The organism is Microbispora sp. ATCC PTA-5024 (genome assembly GCF_000511135.2).
Taxonomy (GTDB): Bacteria; Actinomycetota; Actinomycetes; order Streptosporangiales; family Streptosporangiaceae; genus Microbispora; species Microbispora corallina.
This window is the reverse complement of record NZ_KI866524.1, coordinates 320,398-336,938: the sequence shown is the minus strand read 5'-3', so window position 1 is coordinate 336,938 and position 16,541 is coordinate 320,398. Positions and strand designations below refer to the sequence as shown.

Annotated in this window: 10 protein-coding genes; 8 read left to right on the top strand and 2 right to left on the bottom strand. The window is 74.9% G+C overall.

The window, feature by feature from the left end:
• The 6 genes from MPTA5024_RS22255 to MPTA5024_RS22230 all read left to right on the top strand — a co-directional run.
• On the top strand, positions 1–1,394 hold a 1,394-nt coding region (locus MPTA5024_RS22255), incomplete at its 5' end, for an FtsX-like permease family protein (protein ID WP_036327645.1).
• Entirely contained in the window at positions 1,391–2,332 is a 942-nt protein-coding gene (locus tag MPTA5024_RS22250) for an ABC transporter ATP-binding protein (protein WP_036327639.1), read from the top strand. The genes MPTA5024_RS22255 and MPTA5024_RS22250, both read left to right, overlap by 4 nt.
• The gene (locus MPTA5024_RS22245; protein ID WP_036327636.1) at positions 2,325–3,026 is read left to right on the top strand and encodes an ABC transporter ATP-binding protein; all 702 of its coding nucleotides are present in this window, start codon (positions 2,325–2,327) and stop codon (positions 3,024–3,026) included. Before MPTA5024_RS22250 ends, MPTA5024_RS22245 begins: the two co-directional genes overlap by 8 nt.
• 144 nt (positions 3,027–3,170) lie before the next feature.
• Positions 3,171–4,298: an EfeM/EfeO family lipoprotein gene (locus MPTA5024_RS22240; RefSeq protein ID WP_157099646.1), complete on the top strand. Its 1,128-nt coding sequence runs from the start codon at positions 3,171–3,173 to the stop codon at positions 4,296–4,298.
• Positions 4,295–5,518: an iron uptake transporter deferrochelatase/peroxidase subunit gene (gene efeB, locus MPTA5024_RS22235; protein ID WP_036327634.1), complete on the top strand. Its 1,224-nt coding sequence runs from the start codon at positions 4,295–4,297 to the stop codon at positions 5,516–5,518. Before MPTA5024_RS22240 ends, efeB begins: the two co-directional genes overlap by 4 nt.
• Before the next feature lie 191 nt (positions 5,519–5,709).
• Positions 5,710–7,371: a phospholipase C gene (locus MPTA5024_RS22230; protein ID WP_232326594.1), complete on the top strand. Its 1,662-nt coding sequence runs from the start codon at positions 5,710–5,712 to the stop codon at positions 7,369–7,371.
• 94 nt (positions 7,372–7,465) lie between these two features.
• Here MPTA5024_RS22230 and MPTA5024_RS22225 read toward each other — a convergent pair whose 3' ends face one another.
• Positions 7,466–8,239 (bottom strand): AraC family transcriptional regulator, encoded by a 774-nt coding sequence (locus MPTA5024_RS22225; RefSeq protein WP_036327631.1) that lies wholly within the window; start codon positions 8,237–8,239, stop codon positions 7,466–7,468.
• Between the two features lie 102 nt (positions 8,240–8,341).
• On the opposite strand from MPTA5024_RS22225, the gene MPTA5024_RS22220 reads away from it, so the two are divergent.
• Positions 8,342–9,190, top strand: coding sequence for an NAD(P)H-binding protein (locus tag MPTA5024_RS22220; protein ID WP_036327628.1), 849 nt, complete (start codon positions 8,342–8,344; stop codon positions 9,188–9,190).
• A 142-nt stretch (positions 9,191–9,332) separates the two neighbouring features.
• Here the strand turns inward: MPTA5024_RS22220 and MPTA5024_RS22215 are convergent, their stop codons facing one another.
• Positions 9,333–14,210, bottom strand: a complete 4,878-nt coding sequence (locus MPTA5024_RS22215) for an RICIN domain-containing protein (protein ID WP_036327626.1) — start codon at positions 14,208–14,210, stop codon at positions 9,333–9,335.
• Between the two features lie 267 nt (positions 14,211–14,477).
• Between MPTA5024_RS22215 and MPTA5024_RS22210 the strand changes: the two genes are divergently transcribed.
• On the top strand, positions 14,478–16,541 hold a 2,064-nt coding region (locus tag MPTA5024_RS22210), incomplete at its 3' end, for an ATP-binding protein (protein WP_051458508.1).

Sequence of the window (16,541 nt, the reverse complement as noted above, 5' to 3'; positions counted from 1 at the left end):
CGCTGACCCTGCGGCGGCCGCTGCGGGAGCGGCGCGCCGACGTGGCGGCCCGGCCGTCCCCGCGCCGGGTCGTGGCGGAGGTCACGGTCGTCGTGCTGGCCCTCGCCGGGGCGTACCTGCTGCGGACCCGCGGCCTCGCCGACCCGTCGTCGGGACGGGCCGACCCCTTCCTCATGGCCGTGCCCGCCGCGCTGACGGTGGCGGCGGCGCTGGTCACGCTGCGCCTGTACCCGTACCCGCTGCGCCTGGCCCTGCGGCTCGCCGGACGCCGCCGGGTCGTGGCCTTCCTCGGGCTCGCCCGCGCGGCCGGGGGCGGGACGGCCGCGCCGCTCCCGGTGCTGGTCCTGCTGCCCGCGCTCGCCGTGGCCGTCTTCGGGTCGGTGGTGTCGGGGGCGATCGGCGAGTCGCAGCAGGCGGCCGCCTGGCGGCAGGTCGGGGCGTCCGCCCGCATCGAGGCGGAGACCGACATCCCGCCCGCGGCCGCCGCGCGGGTGCGGGTGCTGCCCGGCGTCGAGGAGGTGCTGCCGGTGGCCGAGGGCGTGACCCACATCGGTCCCGGCTACCGGGCGGTTCGGGTGGTCGCCGTGGACCTGGCCGCCTACCGCCGCATGACGGGCGGCACACCGCTGACGGTCCCGGCGCCCCCGGACGGGACGTCCGGTTCCGCGGTGCCCGCGCTGGTCTCGCCGTCGCTCGCCGGCCTGGGGACGTTCGAGATCGGCTGGCCCGTCCGCAGGACCGTGGTGGCCCGAGGCACCGTCGGCGGCCTGCCGGGGCTCGCCCCCGCCGCCGACGAGATCGTGGTGGTGCCCTACAGCGTGGCCACCCGGACCGGGACCGCGCCGTTCGCGACCATGCTGCTGGTCAGGGGGGACGCCTCCCGGGCGGCCCTCACCGCGGCGGTGGACACGCCGCAGACCCTCGTCGTGACCGTCGCCGACGCGCTCGGATCCATCACCGGCGGCCCGATGACCGGCGTGGTCCTCGCGGCGTTCGCCGTCGTCACCGCCGCGCTCGCCGCCTACGCTCTGGTCGCGGTGGTCCTCGCCCTGGTGGCGGGCGCCGCCGACCGGGCCAGGGCGCTCGCGTACCTGCGCACCCTCGGCCTGTCCCGGCGCCAGGCGCGCGGGCTGACCGTGGTGGAGATCGCCCCGCTGATCGTGCTGGCCTCCCTGGCCGGCCTGCTGCTCGGGCTCGCGCTCCCGGCGGCCGTCGCCCCCGGCGTCGACCTGTCGCCGTACGCCGGGCAGCCGGTGGAGGGGTTCCCGATCACGGTCGGGACGCCGGCGCTGCTCGCCGGGGGACTGGCCGCGGCGGCCGTCCTCGGCGCCCTCGCCTACGCGACGGCCGGACGGGCCGTCACCGGTGTTCTTCGATTGGGGGAGTCCGCATGAGTTCCGGGGAGGCCCCGGTGAGCGAGCTGGAGGAGCTGGAGGAGCGGGCCCGGCGCGCCGGACCGGCCTTCGGTGAGGGCGCGCACATCCTGTGCGACAACCTCGTCCGCATCTACAAGACCGGGGGCGTGGAGGTCGTCGCCCTCCAGGGACTCGACCTGCTCATCGACCGGGGCGAGCTGGTGGCGATCGTCGGTCCGTCGGGCTCGGGCAAGTCGACGCTGCTCAACGTGCTGTCCGGGCTCGACCTGCCGACGGCCGGCGTGGCCCGGGTGGCGGGCATGGACCTGCTGGCGATGAGCGCCAAGGACCGGCTGCGCTACCGGCGGTCGATCGTGGGGTTCACCTGGCAGCAGACGGCCCGCAACCTGCTGCCGTACCTGACCGCCCGGGAGAACGTCCTGCTCCCGGTGCGGCTGGCGGGCCGCAGGGAACACCGCGGGCACGCCGACGAGCTGCTGGAGCTGCTCGGCGTCGGGGCCTGCGCCGGCAGGACCCCGATGGAGATGTCGGGCGGGCAGCAGCAGCGCGTCGCCATCGCCGTGGCGCTGGCCAACCGGCCGGAGGTGGTCCTCGCCGACGAGCCGACCGGCGAGCTGGACAGCGAGACCTCGGAGGAGGTCTTCGGCGCGCTGCGCGCGGCCAACCGCGAGCTCGGCGTGACGGTGATCGTCGTGACCCACGATCCTCTCGTGGCCACGCAGGTGGACCGCACAGTGGGCATCCGCGACGGGCGCACCTCGAGTGAGACGCTCCGCCGCACCTCGACGGAGGGCGAGGTGATCGCGGAGGAGTACGCCGTGCTCGACCGCGTCGGGCGGCTCCAGCTGCCCCGCGACTTCACCAGCGCGCTGAACATGGAGCGCCGGGTGCGGCTGGAGCTGGAACGCGACCACATCGGGGTCTGGCCCGCCGGTCAGGGGGACGGGGATGAGTGAGCCGCTGGTCGTCGTCGAGGGGCTCCGGAAGGTCTACCCGCGCGGGGTCGAGGCGCTGCGCGGGGTGTCGTTCACCGCGTGGCCGGGCGAGCTGACGGTCGTCCGCGGCCGGTCCGGCTCGGGCAAGACGACGCTGCTCAACCTGGTGGGCGGGCTCGACGCCCCGTCCGAGGGCCGGGTCACGGTCGCCGGCCGGGAGGTCACCGCGCTCGACGAGGCCGGCCTGCTGGAGCTGCGCCGCGACGTCATCGGGTTCGTCTTCCAGACGTTCGGGCTCATCCCCGTGCTGTCGGCGGCCGAGAACGTCGGCGTCCCGATGCGCCTGGCCCGCCGGTCCGCCGCGGAGCGGGAGGAGCGGGCCCGTCTGCTGCTCGCGCTCGTCGGCCTCGACGGCCACGCCGCCCAGCGGCCGTACGAGCTGTCGGGCGGCCAGCAGCAGCGGGTGGCGCTCGCACGGGCCCTGGCGAACCGGCCCCGGCTGCTGATCGCCGACGAGCCGACCGGGCAGCTCGACTCGCAGACGGCCGCCCAGATCATGCGGCTGATCCGGGCGCTCGTCCGCAGCGAGGGCGTGGCGGCCCTGGTCGCCACCCACGACCCGGCCATCATCGACCTGGCCGACCGGGTGCTGGAGCTGCGTGACGGCGTCGTCGTGGAGACCGTCGCCGGAGAACCCCAGATGACCACTTCGTGAACAGAGTGACCACGGACGGCTCCTGACGCTTTTACGGCCCTATGGTGTGCGCCTAGTCGTTTTTGCGTTTTTGGGCGATTCGGGGGACGGCGGGTGCGTGTCGCGCGGACGGGAGCCACGGGTCCGGCGGTGATCCTTCCGGTGGTGATCCTGCTGGTGACGGGGTGCTCGGACGCGCGCGTCGCCGCCCCGCCGCCGGCCGCCCCGGCCGAGGCCGCCATCCAGGTGTCGCCCAGCCACTGCGGGGAGGGCTGGACGCACCCGCGCGCGGGGGACCAGACGCTCCTGCTGTCCAACACCGGCACCGTCGCCGCCGAGGCCTACCTCGTCGACGTGCCGGGCGGAGCGGTGCACGCCGAGCTTGAAGGGCTCGCCCCCGGCGTCACGCGGGCGATGCGGGTGTCCCTGGGCCCCGGGACGTACGCCGTCCGGTGCCTGGCCGAGGGCGCCGACCCCGTGGTCGGGCCCGCGGTGCGGGTCTCCGGGAGCGCCCCCGGCGGCCCCGCCGTCGCCCCCGTCACCTACAACGACCTGTACGACCCGGCCGCGGCCTACCAGTCGTACGTCGCCGACGGGCTGAGGGGACTCGTCTCCCGGACGGCCGCGCTGACCCGGGCCGTCGACCGGGGCGACCTGCCCGCGGCCAGGAAGGCCTGGCTGCCCGCCCACCTGGCGTACGAGCGGCTGGGCGCGGCCTACGGCACCTTCGGCGACCTCGGCGACGCGATCGACGAGCTGCCGGCGGGACTGCCCGCGGGTGTGCGCGACAAGGGCTTCACCGGGTTCCACCGCATGGAGTACGGGCTGTGGCACGGTGAGCCGGCGAGATCGCTGAAGCCGGTGGCCCACCGGCTCGACCACGACGTCAAGGCGCTCGAGGCGGGGTTCGCCGACGAGCGGCTGGAGCCGTCCGACCTGCCCCTGCGCGCCCACGAGATCCTGGAGGACACCCTGGAGTTCCAGCTGACCGGCCGGGCGGACCTGGGCAGCGGGACCACGCTCGCCACCGCGTCCGCGAACGTCGAGGGCACCCGGAAGGCGGTCGACGTGCTGCGGCCGCTGCTGCGCCCCCGCTACCCCGGGCTGGCCGAGACCGACCGGCTGCTCGGCCGCGTCGGGGAACTGCTCGGCGCGCAGCGGCACGGCGACCGGTGGACGCCCGTCTCCGATCTCGCGCCGGCGGACCGGGAGGCCCTCGACGGCGCGGTGGGCGCCCTGCTCGAACGGCTGGCGCCGATCGCCGTCATCGCCTTCCCCCGGCGCACGTCGTGAGCGGGCACGATCGCAGGGCGTTCCTGCGCGGCGCGCTCGTGACCGGGATCGCCGGGACGGTGGCCGCCGCCACCCCGCCGGCGGCCCCCTCGCCGTCCGCGCCGCCCGTGGCGCCTCCTGCGCGGCGCGGGTTCCACGGCGCGCACCAGGCGGGCATCGCCGAACCGCCCCGCCGCCGCACCATCGTCGCGGCCTTCGACGTCGTGGCGGAGAGCCGGGCGGAGCTCGCCGACCTGTTCCGCGCGATCACCGACCGGGCCCGGGCCCTCACCGCCGGCGGCGCGCCGCCCGACCCCGGCATCACCGCGCCGCCCGCCGACTCCGGCATCCTCGGCCCGTCCGTGCCGCCGGGCGACCTCACGGTCACCCTCGGCGTCGGCGCGTCGCTGTTCGACGACCGGTACGGCCTGGCCTCGCGCCGGCCGCCGGCGCTCACGACCATGCCGGCGTTCCCCAACGACGACCTCGACCCGGCGTGGTGCCACGGCGACCTCAGCCTCCAGTTGTCGGCGGACGACGACGACACGGTCCTGCACGCGCTGCGCGACATCGCACGGCACACGCGGGGCGGCATGCAGGTGCGCTGGCGGATGAACGGTTTCACCAGCCCGCCCAGGCCGAGCGGCACGCAGCGCAACCTGATGGGCTTCAAGGACGGCATCGCCAACCCCGACACCCGCGACCCGGCCGAGATGGACCGGCTGGTCTGGGTGCGCGACCAGGAGCCCGCGACGGCCTGGACCACCGGGGGCAGCCACCTCGTCGTCCGGCTCATCCGGATGCGCGTGGAGTTCTGGGACCGGGTGTCGCTGTCGGAGCAGGAGCAGATGTTCGGCCGGGCGAAGGACACCGGCGCGCCCCTCGACGGCGCGCGCGAGCAGGACGTCCCGCGGTACGAGCTCGACCCCGAGGGCAAGGTCATCCCGCTGACGAGCCACATCCGCAGGGCCAACCCGCGTACGCCGGAGACCGATGGCAGCCGGATCCTGCGGCGGGGACACAACTACGACCGGGGCATGGACGCGGTGGGCGACCTCGACGTCGGCCTGATCTTCACCTGCTACCAGCGCGATCCCCGCGCGCAGTTCGAGACGGTGCAGCGGCGCCTGGAGGACGAGCCCCTCGTGGACTACATCTCGCCGTTCGGCGGCGGGTACTTCTTCGCGCTCCCCGGCGTGCGCGACGCCGCGGATTCTTATGCCCGCTTTATTCAGGTTTGATGTTGTTTTCGGCCTGTTCGCCTTCGCGTCACCTTTTTGGGAGACAAGCGATCCTCGATGCCGATGTGATGCTCTGTGCATCGCGAGGCGGAAGGTGCCTCCGGTGCGCCCCGGGCCGTACACCCGGCCCGGCATCTTCTCCGGGAGGCATCGTGGGCGCAGGCCCTACCAGGAAGACACCGCGCTGGGGCGTGGTAGCGACCACCGTGGTCGCCGCCGCCGTCCTGGCGGTCACGACGTCGGCGGCCGGCTCCGCGGCGTCCCTGTCCGTCGCGGGGCACGGACAGGACGCGGGGCACGGACAGGACGCGGGACACGGACAGGACGCGGGACACGGGCACGACGCGGGACACGGCCAGGACCCGCGGACGGCGACCCCCATCAAGCACGTCGTCGTCCTCTTCGACGAGAACGTGTCCTTCGACCACTACTTCGGCACGTACCCGAAGGCGGCCAACACCGACGGCACGCCGTTCAAGGCGGCCAAGCACACCCCGTCGGTGGACGGCCTGACCGCCCAGCTGCTGACGCACAACCCGAACAAATACAACCCGAAGCGGCTGACCCGCGCGCAGGCCCTCACCTGCAGCCAGGACCACGGGTACGGCCACGAGCAGCTGGCCTACGACGGCGGCAAGATGGACCAGTTCGTCGAGCACACCGAGCACGACACGTGCTCGGGCCAGCCGGTGGTCTTCGGCGAGCCCGGGCTCGTCATGGACTACTACGACGGCAACACCGTCACCGGGCTGTGGAACTACGCCCAGCACTACGCGATGAGCGACAACTCGTACAACACCGGGTTCGGGCCGTCGACGCCGGGCGCGATCAACCTCGTCTCCGGCCAGACCCACGGCATGTACGCGGTCGACCCGGTCACCCACGCCAAGGTGAGCGACGCCAGCGTGGTCTCCTCGCCGGACGCCGCCGGCGTGGGCACCGTCATCAACGACCCCGACCCGGCGTTCGACGACTGCTCGGACAACAACCACACCTCGAAGAACAACCTCGCGGTGGCCACCAGCAAGAACGTCGGCGACCTGCTCAACGGCAAGGGCGTCACCTGGGGCTGGTTCCAGGGCGGGTTCCGCACCACCGGCACGGCCGGCGGGTACGCGGTCTGCGGCGCCACCCACCAGAACGTCGGGGGCAACTCGGTCGTCGACTACAGCCCGCACCACTCGCCGTTCCAGTACTACCAGTCGACGTCGAACCCCAAGCACCTGCCGCCGTCGTCGGTCGCGGCCATCGGGCACACCGACCAGGCCAACCACAACTACGACCTCACCGACTTCGACGCCGCCCTCGCGGCCGGCAACCTCCCGGCGGTGAGCTTCCTCAAGGCCGGCGCCTACCAGGACGGCCACCCGGGCAACTCCGACCCGCTGGACGAGCAGACCTTCCTCGTCAACACGATCAACAAGATCCAGAAGTCGAAGGAGTGGGACTCCACCGCGATCATCATCGCGTACGACGACTCGGACGGCTGGTACGACCACAAGGCCGCCCCGATCGTGAACGGCTCCGCCGACGCGGCCCAGGACAGCGCCGCGCTGTGCGGCAAGGCCCCGGTGGCCGGCGGTTACAACGACCGCTGCGGCTACGGCCCGCGCACCCCGCTGCTGGTCGTCTCGCCGTACAGCAAGGTCAACCACGTCGACCACAACCTGACCGACCAGACCTCGATCCTTCGGTTCATCGAGGACAACTGGGGCCTCGGCCGGATCGGCGACGCGTCCTTCGACCAGCGGGCAGGCTCGCTCGGCGGCCTGTTCGACTTCCACAAGGCCAAGGCGGACCGGGTGATCCTCGACCCCGCCTCGGGAGCGGTGGTCTCGGTCTCGCACCACTGATCCCTGCTCGGGGGGCGGGCGGTCTCGTCCGCCCCCGATCCCTGAGGGGTCCGCGTCCCACCGGGCGCGGACCCCTCCGGTCGTACGGCGTCCGTCAGACCGGCTGGCAGGGCCGCGGGGCGGGGAGGCGGCCGGAGAAGAAGGCCCCCGGCGGCACGCCCATGAGGCTGTGGAAGTCGGCCGTCATGTGGGACTGGTCGTAGTAGCCGGTCAGCGCGGCCACCTGGGCGAACCTGCCGTCCCCCGCGTGCGCGAGCACGGTCCGGACGCGCTCGATCCTGGCGAACCGCTTGGGCGACAGGCCCACGCCGTCCGTGAACACCTCGCGCAGGTGGCGCTCACTCACGGCCAGCCGCCGCGCGACGGCCGCGACCGGCTCGGACCGCGGCCGGGGAGCGAGAGCACGCGCCGCGGCGCGGAGCAGCCGGTCGCGCCCGGCGTCCGCCGTCGTGCGGGCCGCGATCCGCGGGGCGAGCTCCGTCTCGATGCGCCGCAGGACCCTGAAGGGGTCGGGGCCGGCCCGGCCGAGGTCGCGTTCCAGCCGGTCGCCTGCCGCGCCCCACAGGTCGGCGAGGGGGACGGCGCGGTCGACGAGCGCGCGCACCGGGACGCCGAGGAGAACCCCGGCGGCGCCGGGGGACAGGCGCAGCCGGACGCAGAGCCGCAGCCGCTTGCCCGGGAAGTAGGACGCGCGGGTGCGCGGGCCCACGACGGTGAGCCGGCCGTCCCGCCCGTCTTCGGCGGCGGCGCGGAACACCAGCGCGGTCGCGGCGTCCGGCGGATGGACCAGGGCCCGCCGCTCGTCGGGGCGGATCACCGAGGCGCCGGCGATCCAGGGCCGCAGGCCGGGGCTCATCGCTGAGGTCACGCCCTCACCCTAGGCCGGGCCCCCGCCGTACGGCCGGGGCGGACGGGCGATCGTGCCGAATTCTCCTATGCCGCGCGGGGACCGTGCCGACAGGGTGAAGCGATGATCCTCGTTACGGGTGCGACGGGCACCGTGGGCAGGCAGGTCGTCCGGCTCCTGGAGGCCAGGGGCGAGCACGTGCGGGCGATGTCGCGCGACCCCGCGAGGGCCCGGCTGCCGCCGGGCGTGCCGGTGGTGCGGGGCGACTTCGACGACGGCGAGTCGTTGCGGCGGGCGGCCGACGGTGCGGCGGCCGTGTTCCTCCTGGACGCGCCGGGGCCGTGGATCCCGCGGCACGACGCGGCGATGGTCGCCGCGGCCGTCGCGGCGGGTGTGCCGCGGCTGGTGAAGCTGTCGGCCATCGGCACCGGCGAGCCGGCGGACGGCGAGGTCGGCGGCTGGCACGCGGCGGGGGAGTCGGCGGTCGCGTCGAGCGGCGCCCGGTGGACGCTGGTGCGCCCGTCGAGCTTCGCGTCCAACGCCCTGTCCTGGGCGGACGCCGTCCGGGCGGGCGAGCCCGTCCCCAACCTGACCGGCCGGGGCGCGCAAGGCGTCGTCGACCCCCGGGACGTGGCCGAGGTCGCGGCCGAGGCCCTGACCTCCCCGGCCCACGACGGGAGGACGTACACGCTGACGGGCCCGGACCTGCTCAGCGTGCATGACCAGGCCCTCCTGCTGGAACGGGTCCTCGGCCGCCGGATCGGCGTCGCCGACGTGCCGCCCGACGTGGCGCGGGAGCGGATGCTCGCGTCCGGTCTCGACCCCGCCTTCGTGGAGGTGGCGGTGCGCGGTCAGCGGCTCGTGGCGGCGGGGGGAAACGCCCGGCTGACCGGCGACGTGGCCGCCCTTCTCGGGCGCCCGCCCCGGACCTTCGAGGACTGGGCCCGGGACCACCGCGACGCGTTCGCGTGACACGGGCGCCCCGCCCGGACGGTCCGGGCGGGGCGCGGGTGAGGGTGCGGGCCGGCGAGGAGAGACTCCCCGCCGGCCCGCGTCGGTCAGGCCGTGCTGGTCAGGCCGTGCTGGTCAGGCCGTGCTGGTCAGGCCGTGCTGGTCAGGCTGCGTTTGTCAGCCAGAACTGCTGGTTGCGGGCACCGTTGTAGTACCACTGGTCGATGGTGCCGCCCCACCAGGCGTAGGCGCTCTGGACGTCCACGTACAGGTTGCTCCGCAGGCTGCGGATGTAGTACGTGGTGTTCAGGGAGACGCCGCCCAGGTACCAGAGCTGGTTGTCGCCGCCGAAGCAGGGGTACTGCACCAGGATCTCGCCCGCGGCCGTCGAGTTGTTCCGGATCGACAGGCACTGCCCGCTGTTGCGGTTCACGATCTCGTACCACCCGGACATGCCCGGTCTGCCGACGAACGCCCAGTCCTGGTTGTAGCCCCCGTTCCAGCCGTACGTCAGGACGCCGGCGTTGGGCGACTGGGACCCGCCGGAGACGTCGAGCACCAGGATCTGCCCCGACGAGGTGTAGGTCCAGATGTTGTAGTAGTTGTTGTTGAACGGCAGGTGCGACACCACCAGGTCCAGCAGGCCGGAGCCGTACCGCCCGATCGAGCCGAGCGCGTTGAGGATGTCCCACTCGCTGAAGCCGAGCGACCGCAGGATCTGCTCGACCTGGTCGGGCGACACGCCCTGGTTGATGAAGAACTGCGCGATGGAGGTGGCGGAGTCGATCACGTCACTCCAGTTCAGCGCCCCGGGGACGCTCACCCCGAAGGAGACGGTCCCGAACGTCTGACCGCCCGCCGTGAACGAGCCGTACCCGTAGGCGGCGAGGCTCGCACCGCTCCCGTCGCCGTTGACCGTGCCGACGAGGGTCCCGTCGACCCGGAGGTACCACGGGAGGCCGGCCGTGAGCGTGAGGCGGACGATCGCGCCGTTCGCGGTCGTGCCGAGCGCGAGGTCCACTCCCGCCTGGAACGAGTTGCCGTTGTAGGTGACGCCGCCGGTGAAGCCCAGCTTCACCCGGGTGGGGGCCACGCCGAGGACGAAGTGCGTCTGGGAGGTCCGGACGGGACCGAGCGTGAGGGCGCCCACGGACACGTCGGCGTCGATCGACGGGTTCTGCAGGCCGACGGCCGCCTCCACGTTCACGGGCACGCCGTCGATCGTGGCGTTGAAGCCCAGCCCGACCCCGGGCGCCACCGTGCGGTTCGCCGCCGTGACGCCGCCGAACGGCGCCAGGTCGAGCGACGCGGTGTTGATCACGAGCGAGTTGATGACGTCCCGGTCGTGCTGGGTGAGCCGGCCGGAGGCGATCTTGTCGGCGTACCCCACGGACAGGGGGGTCAGCGCGGGCCCGCCGGTCTGGGCGCCCTTGATCGAGAAGCTGAGCACGGGACGGGCCAGGTCGAGGTTGACGTCGAGGCTCGTCCGGGCCCCGGGCGCCAGCCCGATGACGTTGCCCCACGCGGCCGGGAGCGTGACGTCGTGCGCGGTGAAGCCCACGGTCACGGTCTCGGGCGAGACCCCGATGGTCCCGGCGAGGTCGCCCACCGACAGGCCGTCCACGCCGAAGGCGGGGTTCCAGTCCGACAGGGCTATGCCCAGCGTCAGCGACGGAGGCGTGGCCGACAGGGACCCGGAGACGACGAGGGTGGCGTCGGACGCCCTCCCGCCGGGTGCCACCGGCGGCATGTGCAGGACGCCGGATCCCGACATCGTCACGGAGGCACCGGAGCCGACGGTCAACGCGAACGTCACGTCGTCGAGGGAGAACGCGGTGCCGTTGGTGCTGAACACCTGCAGGCCGTGCCCGCCCGACCGGAAGTTCACGTCGAAGGCGACGGAGACGGCCGTCGTGGACACGGTGGCCACCGCCAGCAGGTTCGTCGCCGGCACCTGCACCCCCATCCGGCCGAACGCTTCGGTCACGGACGACGGCAGCGTGCCGCTGTACGTGAGGGTCACGCCCGGTTCGAGCCGTACGGCCGCGGGGAAGGCGTCTCCCGGCAGCCCGAGGTCCGCCGGCCGGAACCTGGCGATCTCCCGGGTGGAGACGTAGGCCGTACCGGTCCCGCTGAGGCCGGACGACAGAGTGTTCAGGTTGCTTACCGTGCCGGCCGCCACGATGCCGTCGGGGCCGAACGAGACCGCGGCGGAGATGCCGGACTGGGTGCCCGACGGCCCCGTCACCTCGAGCGACGCGTGGCCGGTGACGGTGAGGGACAGGCCGCCTCCGGCCGCCGCGCGGCCGGTCGCGGTGAGGCCCGCGCCGGTCAGGCTGAAGACTTTGTCCTTGAGCAGGTCGCCGGTGGCCGTCGTCCCGATGGTGAAGCTGCGCGCCGCCAGGTTGACGCACCCTTCGGCGTCCAGGGCGAGGCCGGCCGGCGTGTAGTCGAAGGAGCCGTGCAGGTCGGTCCAGACGTCGCCCTCGGCGATGCCGGAGGGGCAGGCCAGGTCGTCGGGCGGTTCCTGGTTCGACACCTGCACCCGGTCCACCCTCAGGGTCGCGCCGTCGCCCGGGCTCCAGGTGAGGAGGGCGCCCGCGTCCGTCGAGCCGGCGGTGAGCGTGAAGCCCACCACGCCGTCCGTGCTCGTCACCGATCCGGTGAACGACGGGACGACCGACAGCGAGGGCAGCGGCTGCCACACCGGCGCCGAGGCGTCGCTGACCGACAGCGTCCAGTTCCGCAGGTCGTGGAACGCGCCCCCGGCGTGGACGGTGAAGGCGCCGTCGCCGGCCCCCACCTGGGCGGCGCCGTCCAGGGTGAGCCCGGCGCCGGTGGACAGGGTGAGCGTCGTGCCGGGCTGGAGGGTGAACCCCCTGGCGACGGTGAGGCCGGAGGTGAGCGAGCCCTGGAGCGAGGCGCCGAGGGTGCCGCCCGTGTAGGTGAGGGCGCCCTGGAGCGTCACGGTGGAGCCCGCGACGAACGGGACGCCGCCCAGGGTGAGGGTCGCCGTGAGGTCGGTCGCGTCGCCGAGCGTCGAGGTCGCCGCATGGGCCACGGTCACGTCGAGCGCGGCCGTCACGCCCGAGGTCGCCTCGGCGTGCAGGGTGAGCGTGCCGGTCGCCGTGTCGACGGACACCGTCGTCGGCCCGAACGACGGGGCGGGCACACCCGCGGGAAGCGTGACCGGGAGCTTGTCCGGCGGGCCGACGGTGAGCGTGAGCGTCTGCCCCGACACCGTCCCCGAGACGGTGGGCGAGGAGCCCACGGGGATGCCGAGGGTGTCGGCGAGGAAGTGGTACACGTTCCCCGACAGCGTGTAGGTCGTGCCGTCCTGGCCGCCGCCGGCGGCCGCGAGCGGGGCCGGGGACGCGGCGGCGGCGTCCGGGGCCGCGGCCTGCGGGGTGACGAGCTTGGAGGCGCCGGAGAGGCCGGAGAGCCCGGCGGGCAGGTCCACCCGGGTGTCGCCGGAGACGGCGAATCCGGAGACGGGCCCCGACGCCCAGAACACGTCGCCGTGCCCGTCCTGCGCCGCGGCCGGGAGGCCGAGCCGCGCCGGGTCGGTGGGGAAGGCGGCGACCAGCCGGCCCGACCCGGTCAGGTCGACGCGGGCGTCCGAGACGGAGGCCGGGCCCTGCGCGGCGGCCGCCGTGACGACCCCCGATCCGCCGACCGCGCCGGTGACGGCGGCGTCGCCGGCGTCGAGCGTGCCGCGGAAGCCGGTCCGGCCCAGGACCAGCCGGTTCGGTCCCGAGGTCAGGGTGGCGTCGGCCGTCTGGCGTCCGGTGATGACGCCCGCGCCGGTCGCGAGGTTGACGGCCACCGTGCCGCTGCCCGCGACGGTTCCGGCGGAGCCGGCGTCGAGGCCGATGCCGCCGGTCACGGCGAGCCACGGGGTCGTGGCCCCGGCGCCCGGCGCCGTCACGGCGTCCCCGTGCGGAGGCCGGTCGGCGATCTCCACCGTGGCGCCGCTCACGGACACGCCGGGCAGGAGCCGCCAGGTGCCGGCCGTGCGCCCGTGGACGTCGTAGCCGACCGCGCCGTGGGAGGCGGTCACCGTCCCGGTGACGTCCGGGGCGAGGGAGAGCCCCGGCACGACCGCCGCGCCGGAGGCCGCGCGGCTCACCGTGAGCGACCACTCACGCGGGTCGCGGATCGGGCCGGCCACGTCCACGCGCAGCCGGCGGCCGGTCCCCCCGAGGAGGGCGGACCCGGACACGCTCAGCCCGTCCGCGCCGCCGAGCGTGACGACCGCGCCCTTGGCCAGCACCGCGACGTCCTTCTGCAGGACGACGTCCTGCGCCAGCGCGCCGGACAGCCGGACGTCCCCGGTCGCGGCGACGTCGCCCGACAGGCCGACGGGGGTGCCCAGGAACGGCAGGGTCACGGTCACCCGGCCGGTGAGGTCTCCGCCCTTGAGCGTGGTCGTGGAGACGTGCGCGACCGTCACCGAGAGCCGGGCGCGCTCCCCGGAGGCGGTCACCGTGAGCGTGTCGGCGGCGCCGTCCAGGACGAGCGTCGCGGGCCCGAACGGGGGCGCCTCGACGCCCTTCGGGAGCGTGAGGCGCGGCTCGGGCGCGTCGGTCGTGAGCCGCACGTCGTCGCCGTCCCGCAGGCCGGTCACCAGCCGGGACCCGGCGTCGTTCAGGCCGAGACCGGTGGACAGGAACGCGGCGGCGGCCGGTGAGATCAGCCGGCTCGCCGTCTTCGTCTCCGGGACGGGCTGCCGGGCGGCCGCGCGCCGTACGGCGTCCAGGGACGAGGTGAGGTCCTCGGCCCTGGCCGCCGGGCCGCCGGCGGAGGCCCCGGGACTCGGGGACGCCGTCGGAGGCGGGGCGGGGGAGGCGGGCGCCGGCGGCGGTGACGCGGGGATCCCCGGCGCGGCCTTGGCCGGGCCGGCGGTCGCGTGCGCGGCGCCGGCGGGCACGAGCGCCTGGACGACGAGGACGGCCACGGCGGCGACGAGGGCGACGATGGAACGTGCCAGGGCGCGAAGGCCGCCGGACGGCCGTGAGAGAGGGACGGGGGGTGCGGACATGCGAGAGCTCCTCGGGTCATGGGGACGGCGAGGAACGCCGCAGTACTGGCCCACCCCCGTGGAAGTCACACCGCGACGGCCCCGTGTCCCCGTGTCGCTTGACCCCGCCGACGATCCGCTCTTTACCGCCCGGGCCGAATCTGGCGACCGTCTAGACTTTCCGCCCGACTAGGCGTAGATCTTCGTTGTCGGGGCTATACATGGCCGTCGATCGCCTATGCACCCTCTTTATGTCACCGGCCCGACCGGCGGCGGAGCGGAGGAGCGTTGGACGGTTCCGCGGCGCCCGCGCCAGGGAACCTGCCGGCCGCGCTGACCGGCCTCGTCGGCCGCGACGACGAGATCGAGCGCCTCGCGTCCCTCCTGCGGGCGACCCGCCTGCTCACCGTGACGGGGACCGGCGGGTGCGGCAAGACCCGCCTCGCCCTCGCCCTGGCCGAACGGCGCCGGCCGGACTTCCCCGACGGCGCGTGGTGGGTGGACCTCGCCGCCTCGACCGAGCACGAGCACGTGGCCACGGCGGTGGCCGCGGCCCTCGGCGTGGCGCAGTCGCCCGGCGAGGAGGAGGCGGCGACCGTGATCCGCCACCTCCGTCCCCGTACGGCCCTGATCGTGCTGGACAACTGCGAGCAGGTCGTCGCCGCGGTCGCCGTGCTGATCGACCGGCTGCTCACCTCCTGCCCGGGCCTGACGGTCGTGGCCACCTCGCGCGAGGTGATCGGGGTGTCCGGGGAGACCGTGTTCCGCCTGGGCGGGCTGCGGCTTCCCGACGGGGACGGCGCCGGGGCCGAGGCCGTCGAGCTGTTCCTCCAGCGGGCCCGCACGGCCGACCCCTGGTTCCCGGCCACGCCCGACCACGCCGAAGCGGTGGCCCGGCTGTGCCGCCGGCTCGACGGGCTGCCCCTCGCGATCGAACTGGCCGCGGCCCGGGTCGGCGTGCTGGGGGTGGCGGAGATCGCCGACCGGCTGGACCGGGACGCGGCGATCCTGCGGCATCCGAGCCGTACGGCTCCCGCGCGCCACCAGACCCTCCAGGCCACGCTCGACTGGAGCCACCGCCTGCTCACCGAGCCGGAGCGGATCCTCTTCCGCCGGCTGTCTGCGTTCCAGGGCACGTTCTCGCTGGCCGCGGCGGAGGCGGTGGCCGCGGGCGACGGCATCGACCCCGGGGAGGTCGTCGACCTGCTGGCCGGGCTGGTCGTCAAGTCCCTCGTGCTGCCGGTCGGCCGGGGCACCGGGTACCGGTACCGGCTGCTGGAGACCATCCGCCAGTACGGCGAGCGCACGCTGGCCCTCAGCGGCGAGCGGGAGGCCGTGCACGCCGCGCACGCCGACTTCTACCTCGGGCTCGCGGAGGAGGCGCGGACCGGGGTGGAGGGCTCCGAGCAGGCCCGCTGGCTCGACCTCATGGAGGCGGAGCACGACAACGTCAGGGCCGTGCTGCGGCGGGACCTCCACTCGCGGCCCCACCTCCGGGCGGGCATGACCGCGCTCATGTGGCCGTTCTGGTACCGGCGCGGCTACTACCACGAGGCGCGGTCGTGGCTGGAGCAGGCCGCGGCGGACGCGGACGGCCCTCGGGAGCTGCGGGCGGCCGTGCTGACCGGCGCCGGGGTCCTCGCCTTCCTCCAGTGCGACTACCCGATCGCCTGCGAGCGGCTCAGCAAGGCCCGCGCCCTGTACGAGGAGGCCGGGGATCTCGCCGGCCTCGCCACCGCCCTCCAGCGGCTGGGGTCGGTCGCCCGCGAGGAGGGCCGGTACGCCGACGCGCGCCGCCTGCACGAGGAGAGCCTGGCCATCTGGACGGAGCTGGGGGACGGCGCCGGCGTCGCCGCGTCGCTCGACTACCTGGGGTTCGCGGCCTGGCTGGAAGGGGACGCCGTGCGGGCGGTGGACCTGTGCCGCCGCGCGGTCGCGGCGTTCCGGGCGTCCGGACGGCGGCAGGAGACGGCCGCCGCCATGATCAACCTCGGTGCGGCGACGCGTCTGACGGGCGAGACCGGGCGGGCCGAGGCGATTCTGCGGGGGAGCCTGGAGATCGCCAGGCACCTCGGCTACCAGGAGGGCATCGCCTGGGCGCTGCACGAGCTCGCCCTCACCCTCGCGTCCGCCGAGACGGAGCCGGGCGCCTCCGGCGAGGTCCGGGCCCCTGCGCCGGGCGTCGCCGAGGGGACGACGGTGGCCGGCATGCTGCGGGAGAGCCTGGCGACCCACCTCGCGCTCGGCGACCGGTGGCGCGTCGCGAGCGTCGTCGAGTCGATCGCCGAGATCGTGACCACTCCCGTCGCGCCACGGCGGGCGGCCGCCCTGCTCGGCGCCGCCGACGCGCTG

Coding starts and splice junctions, on each gene's coding strand:
- MPTA5024_RS22215 (WP_036327626.1), bottom strand. CDS start 14,210: ATGTCCGCACCCCCCGTCCCTCTCTCACGGCCGTCCGGCGGCCTTCGC.
- MPTA5024_RS22250 (WP_036327639.1), top strand. CDS start 1,391: ATGAGTTCCGGGGAGGCCCCGGTGAGCGAGCTGGAGGAGCTGGAGGAG.
- MPTA5024_RS22220 (WP_036327628.1), top strand. CDS start 8,342: ATGATCCTCGTTACGGGTGCGACGGGCACCGTGGGCAGGCAGGTCGTC.
- MPTA5024_RS22245 (WP_036327636.1), top strand. CDS start 2,325: ATGAGTGAGCCGCTGGTCGTCGTCGAGGGGCTCCGGAAGGTCTACCCG.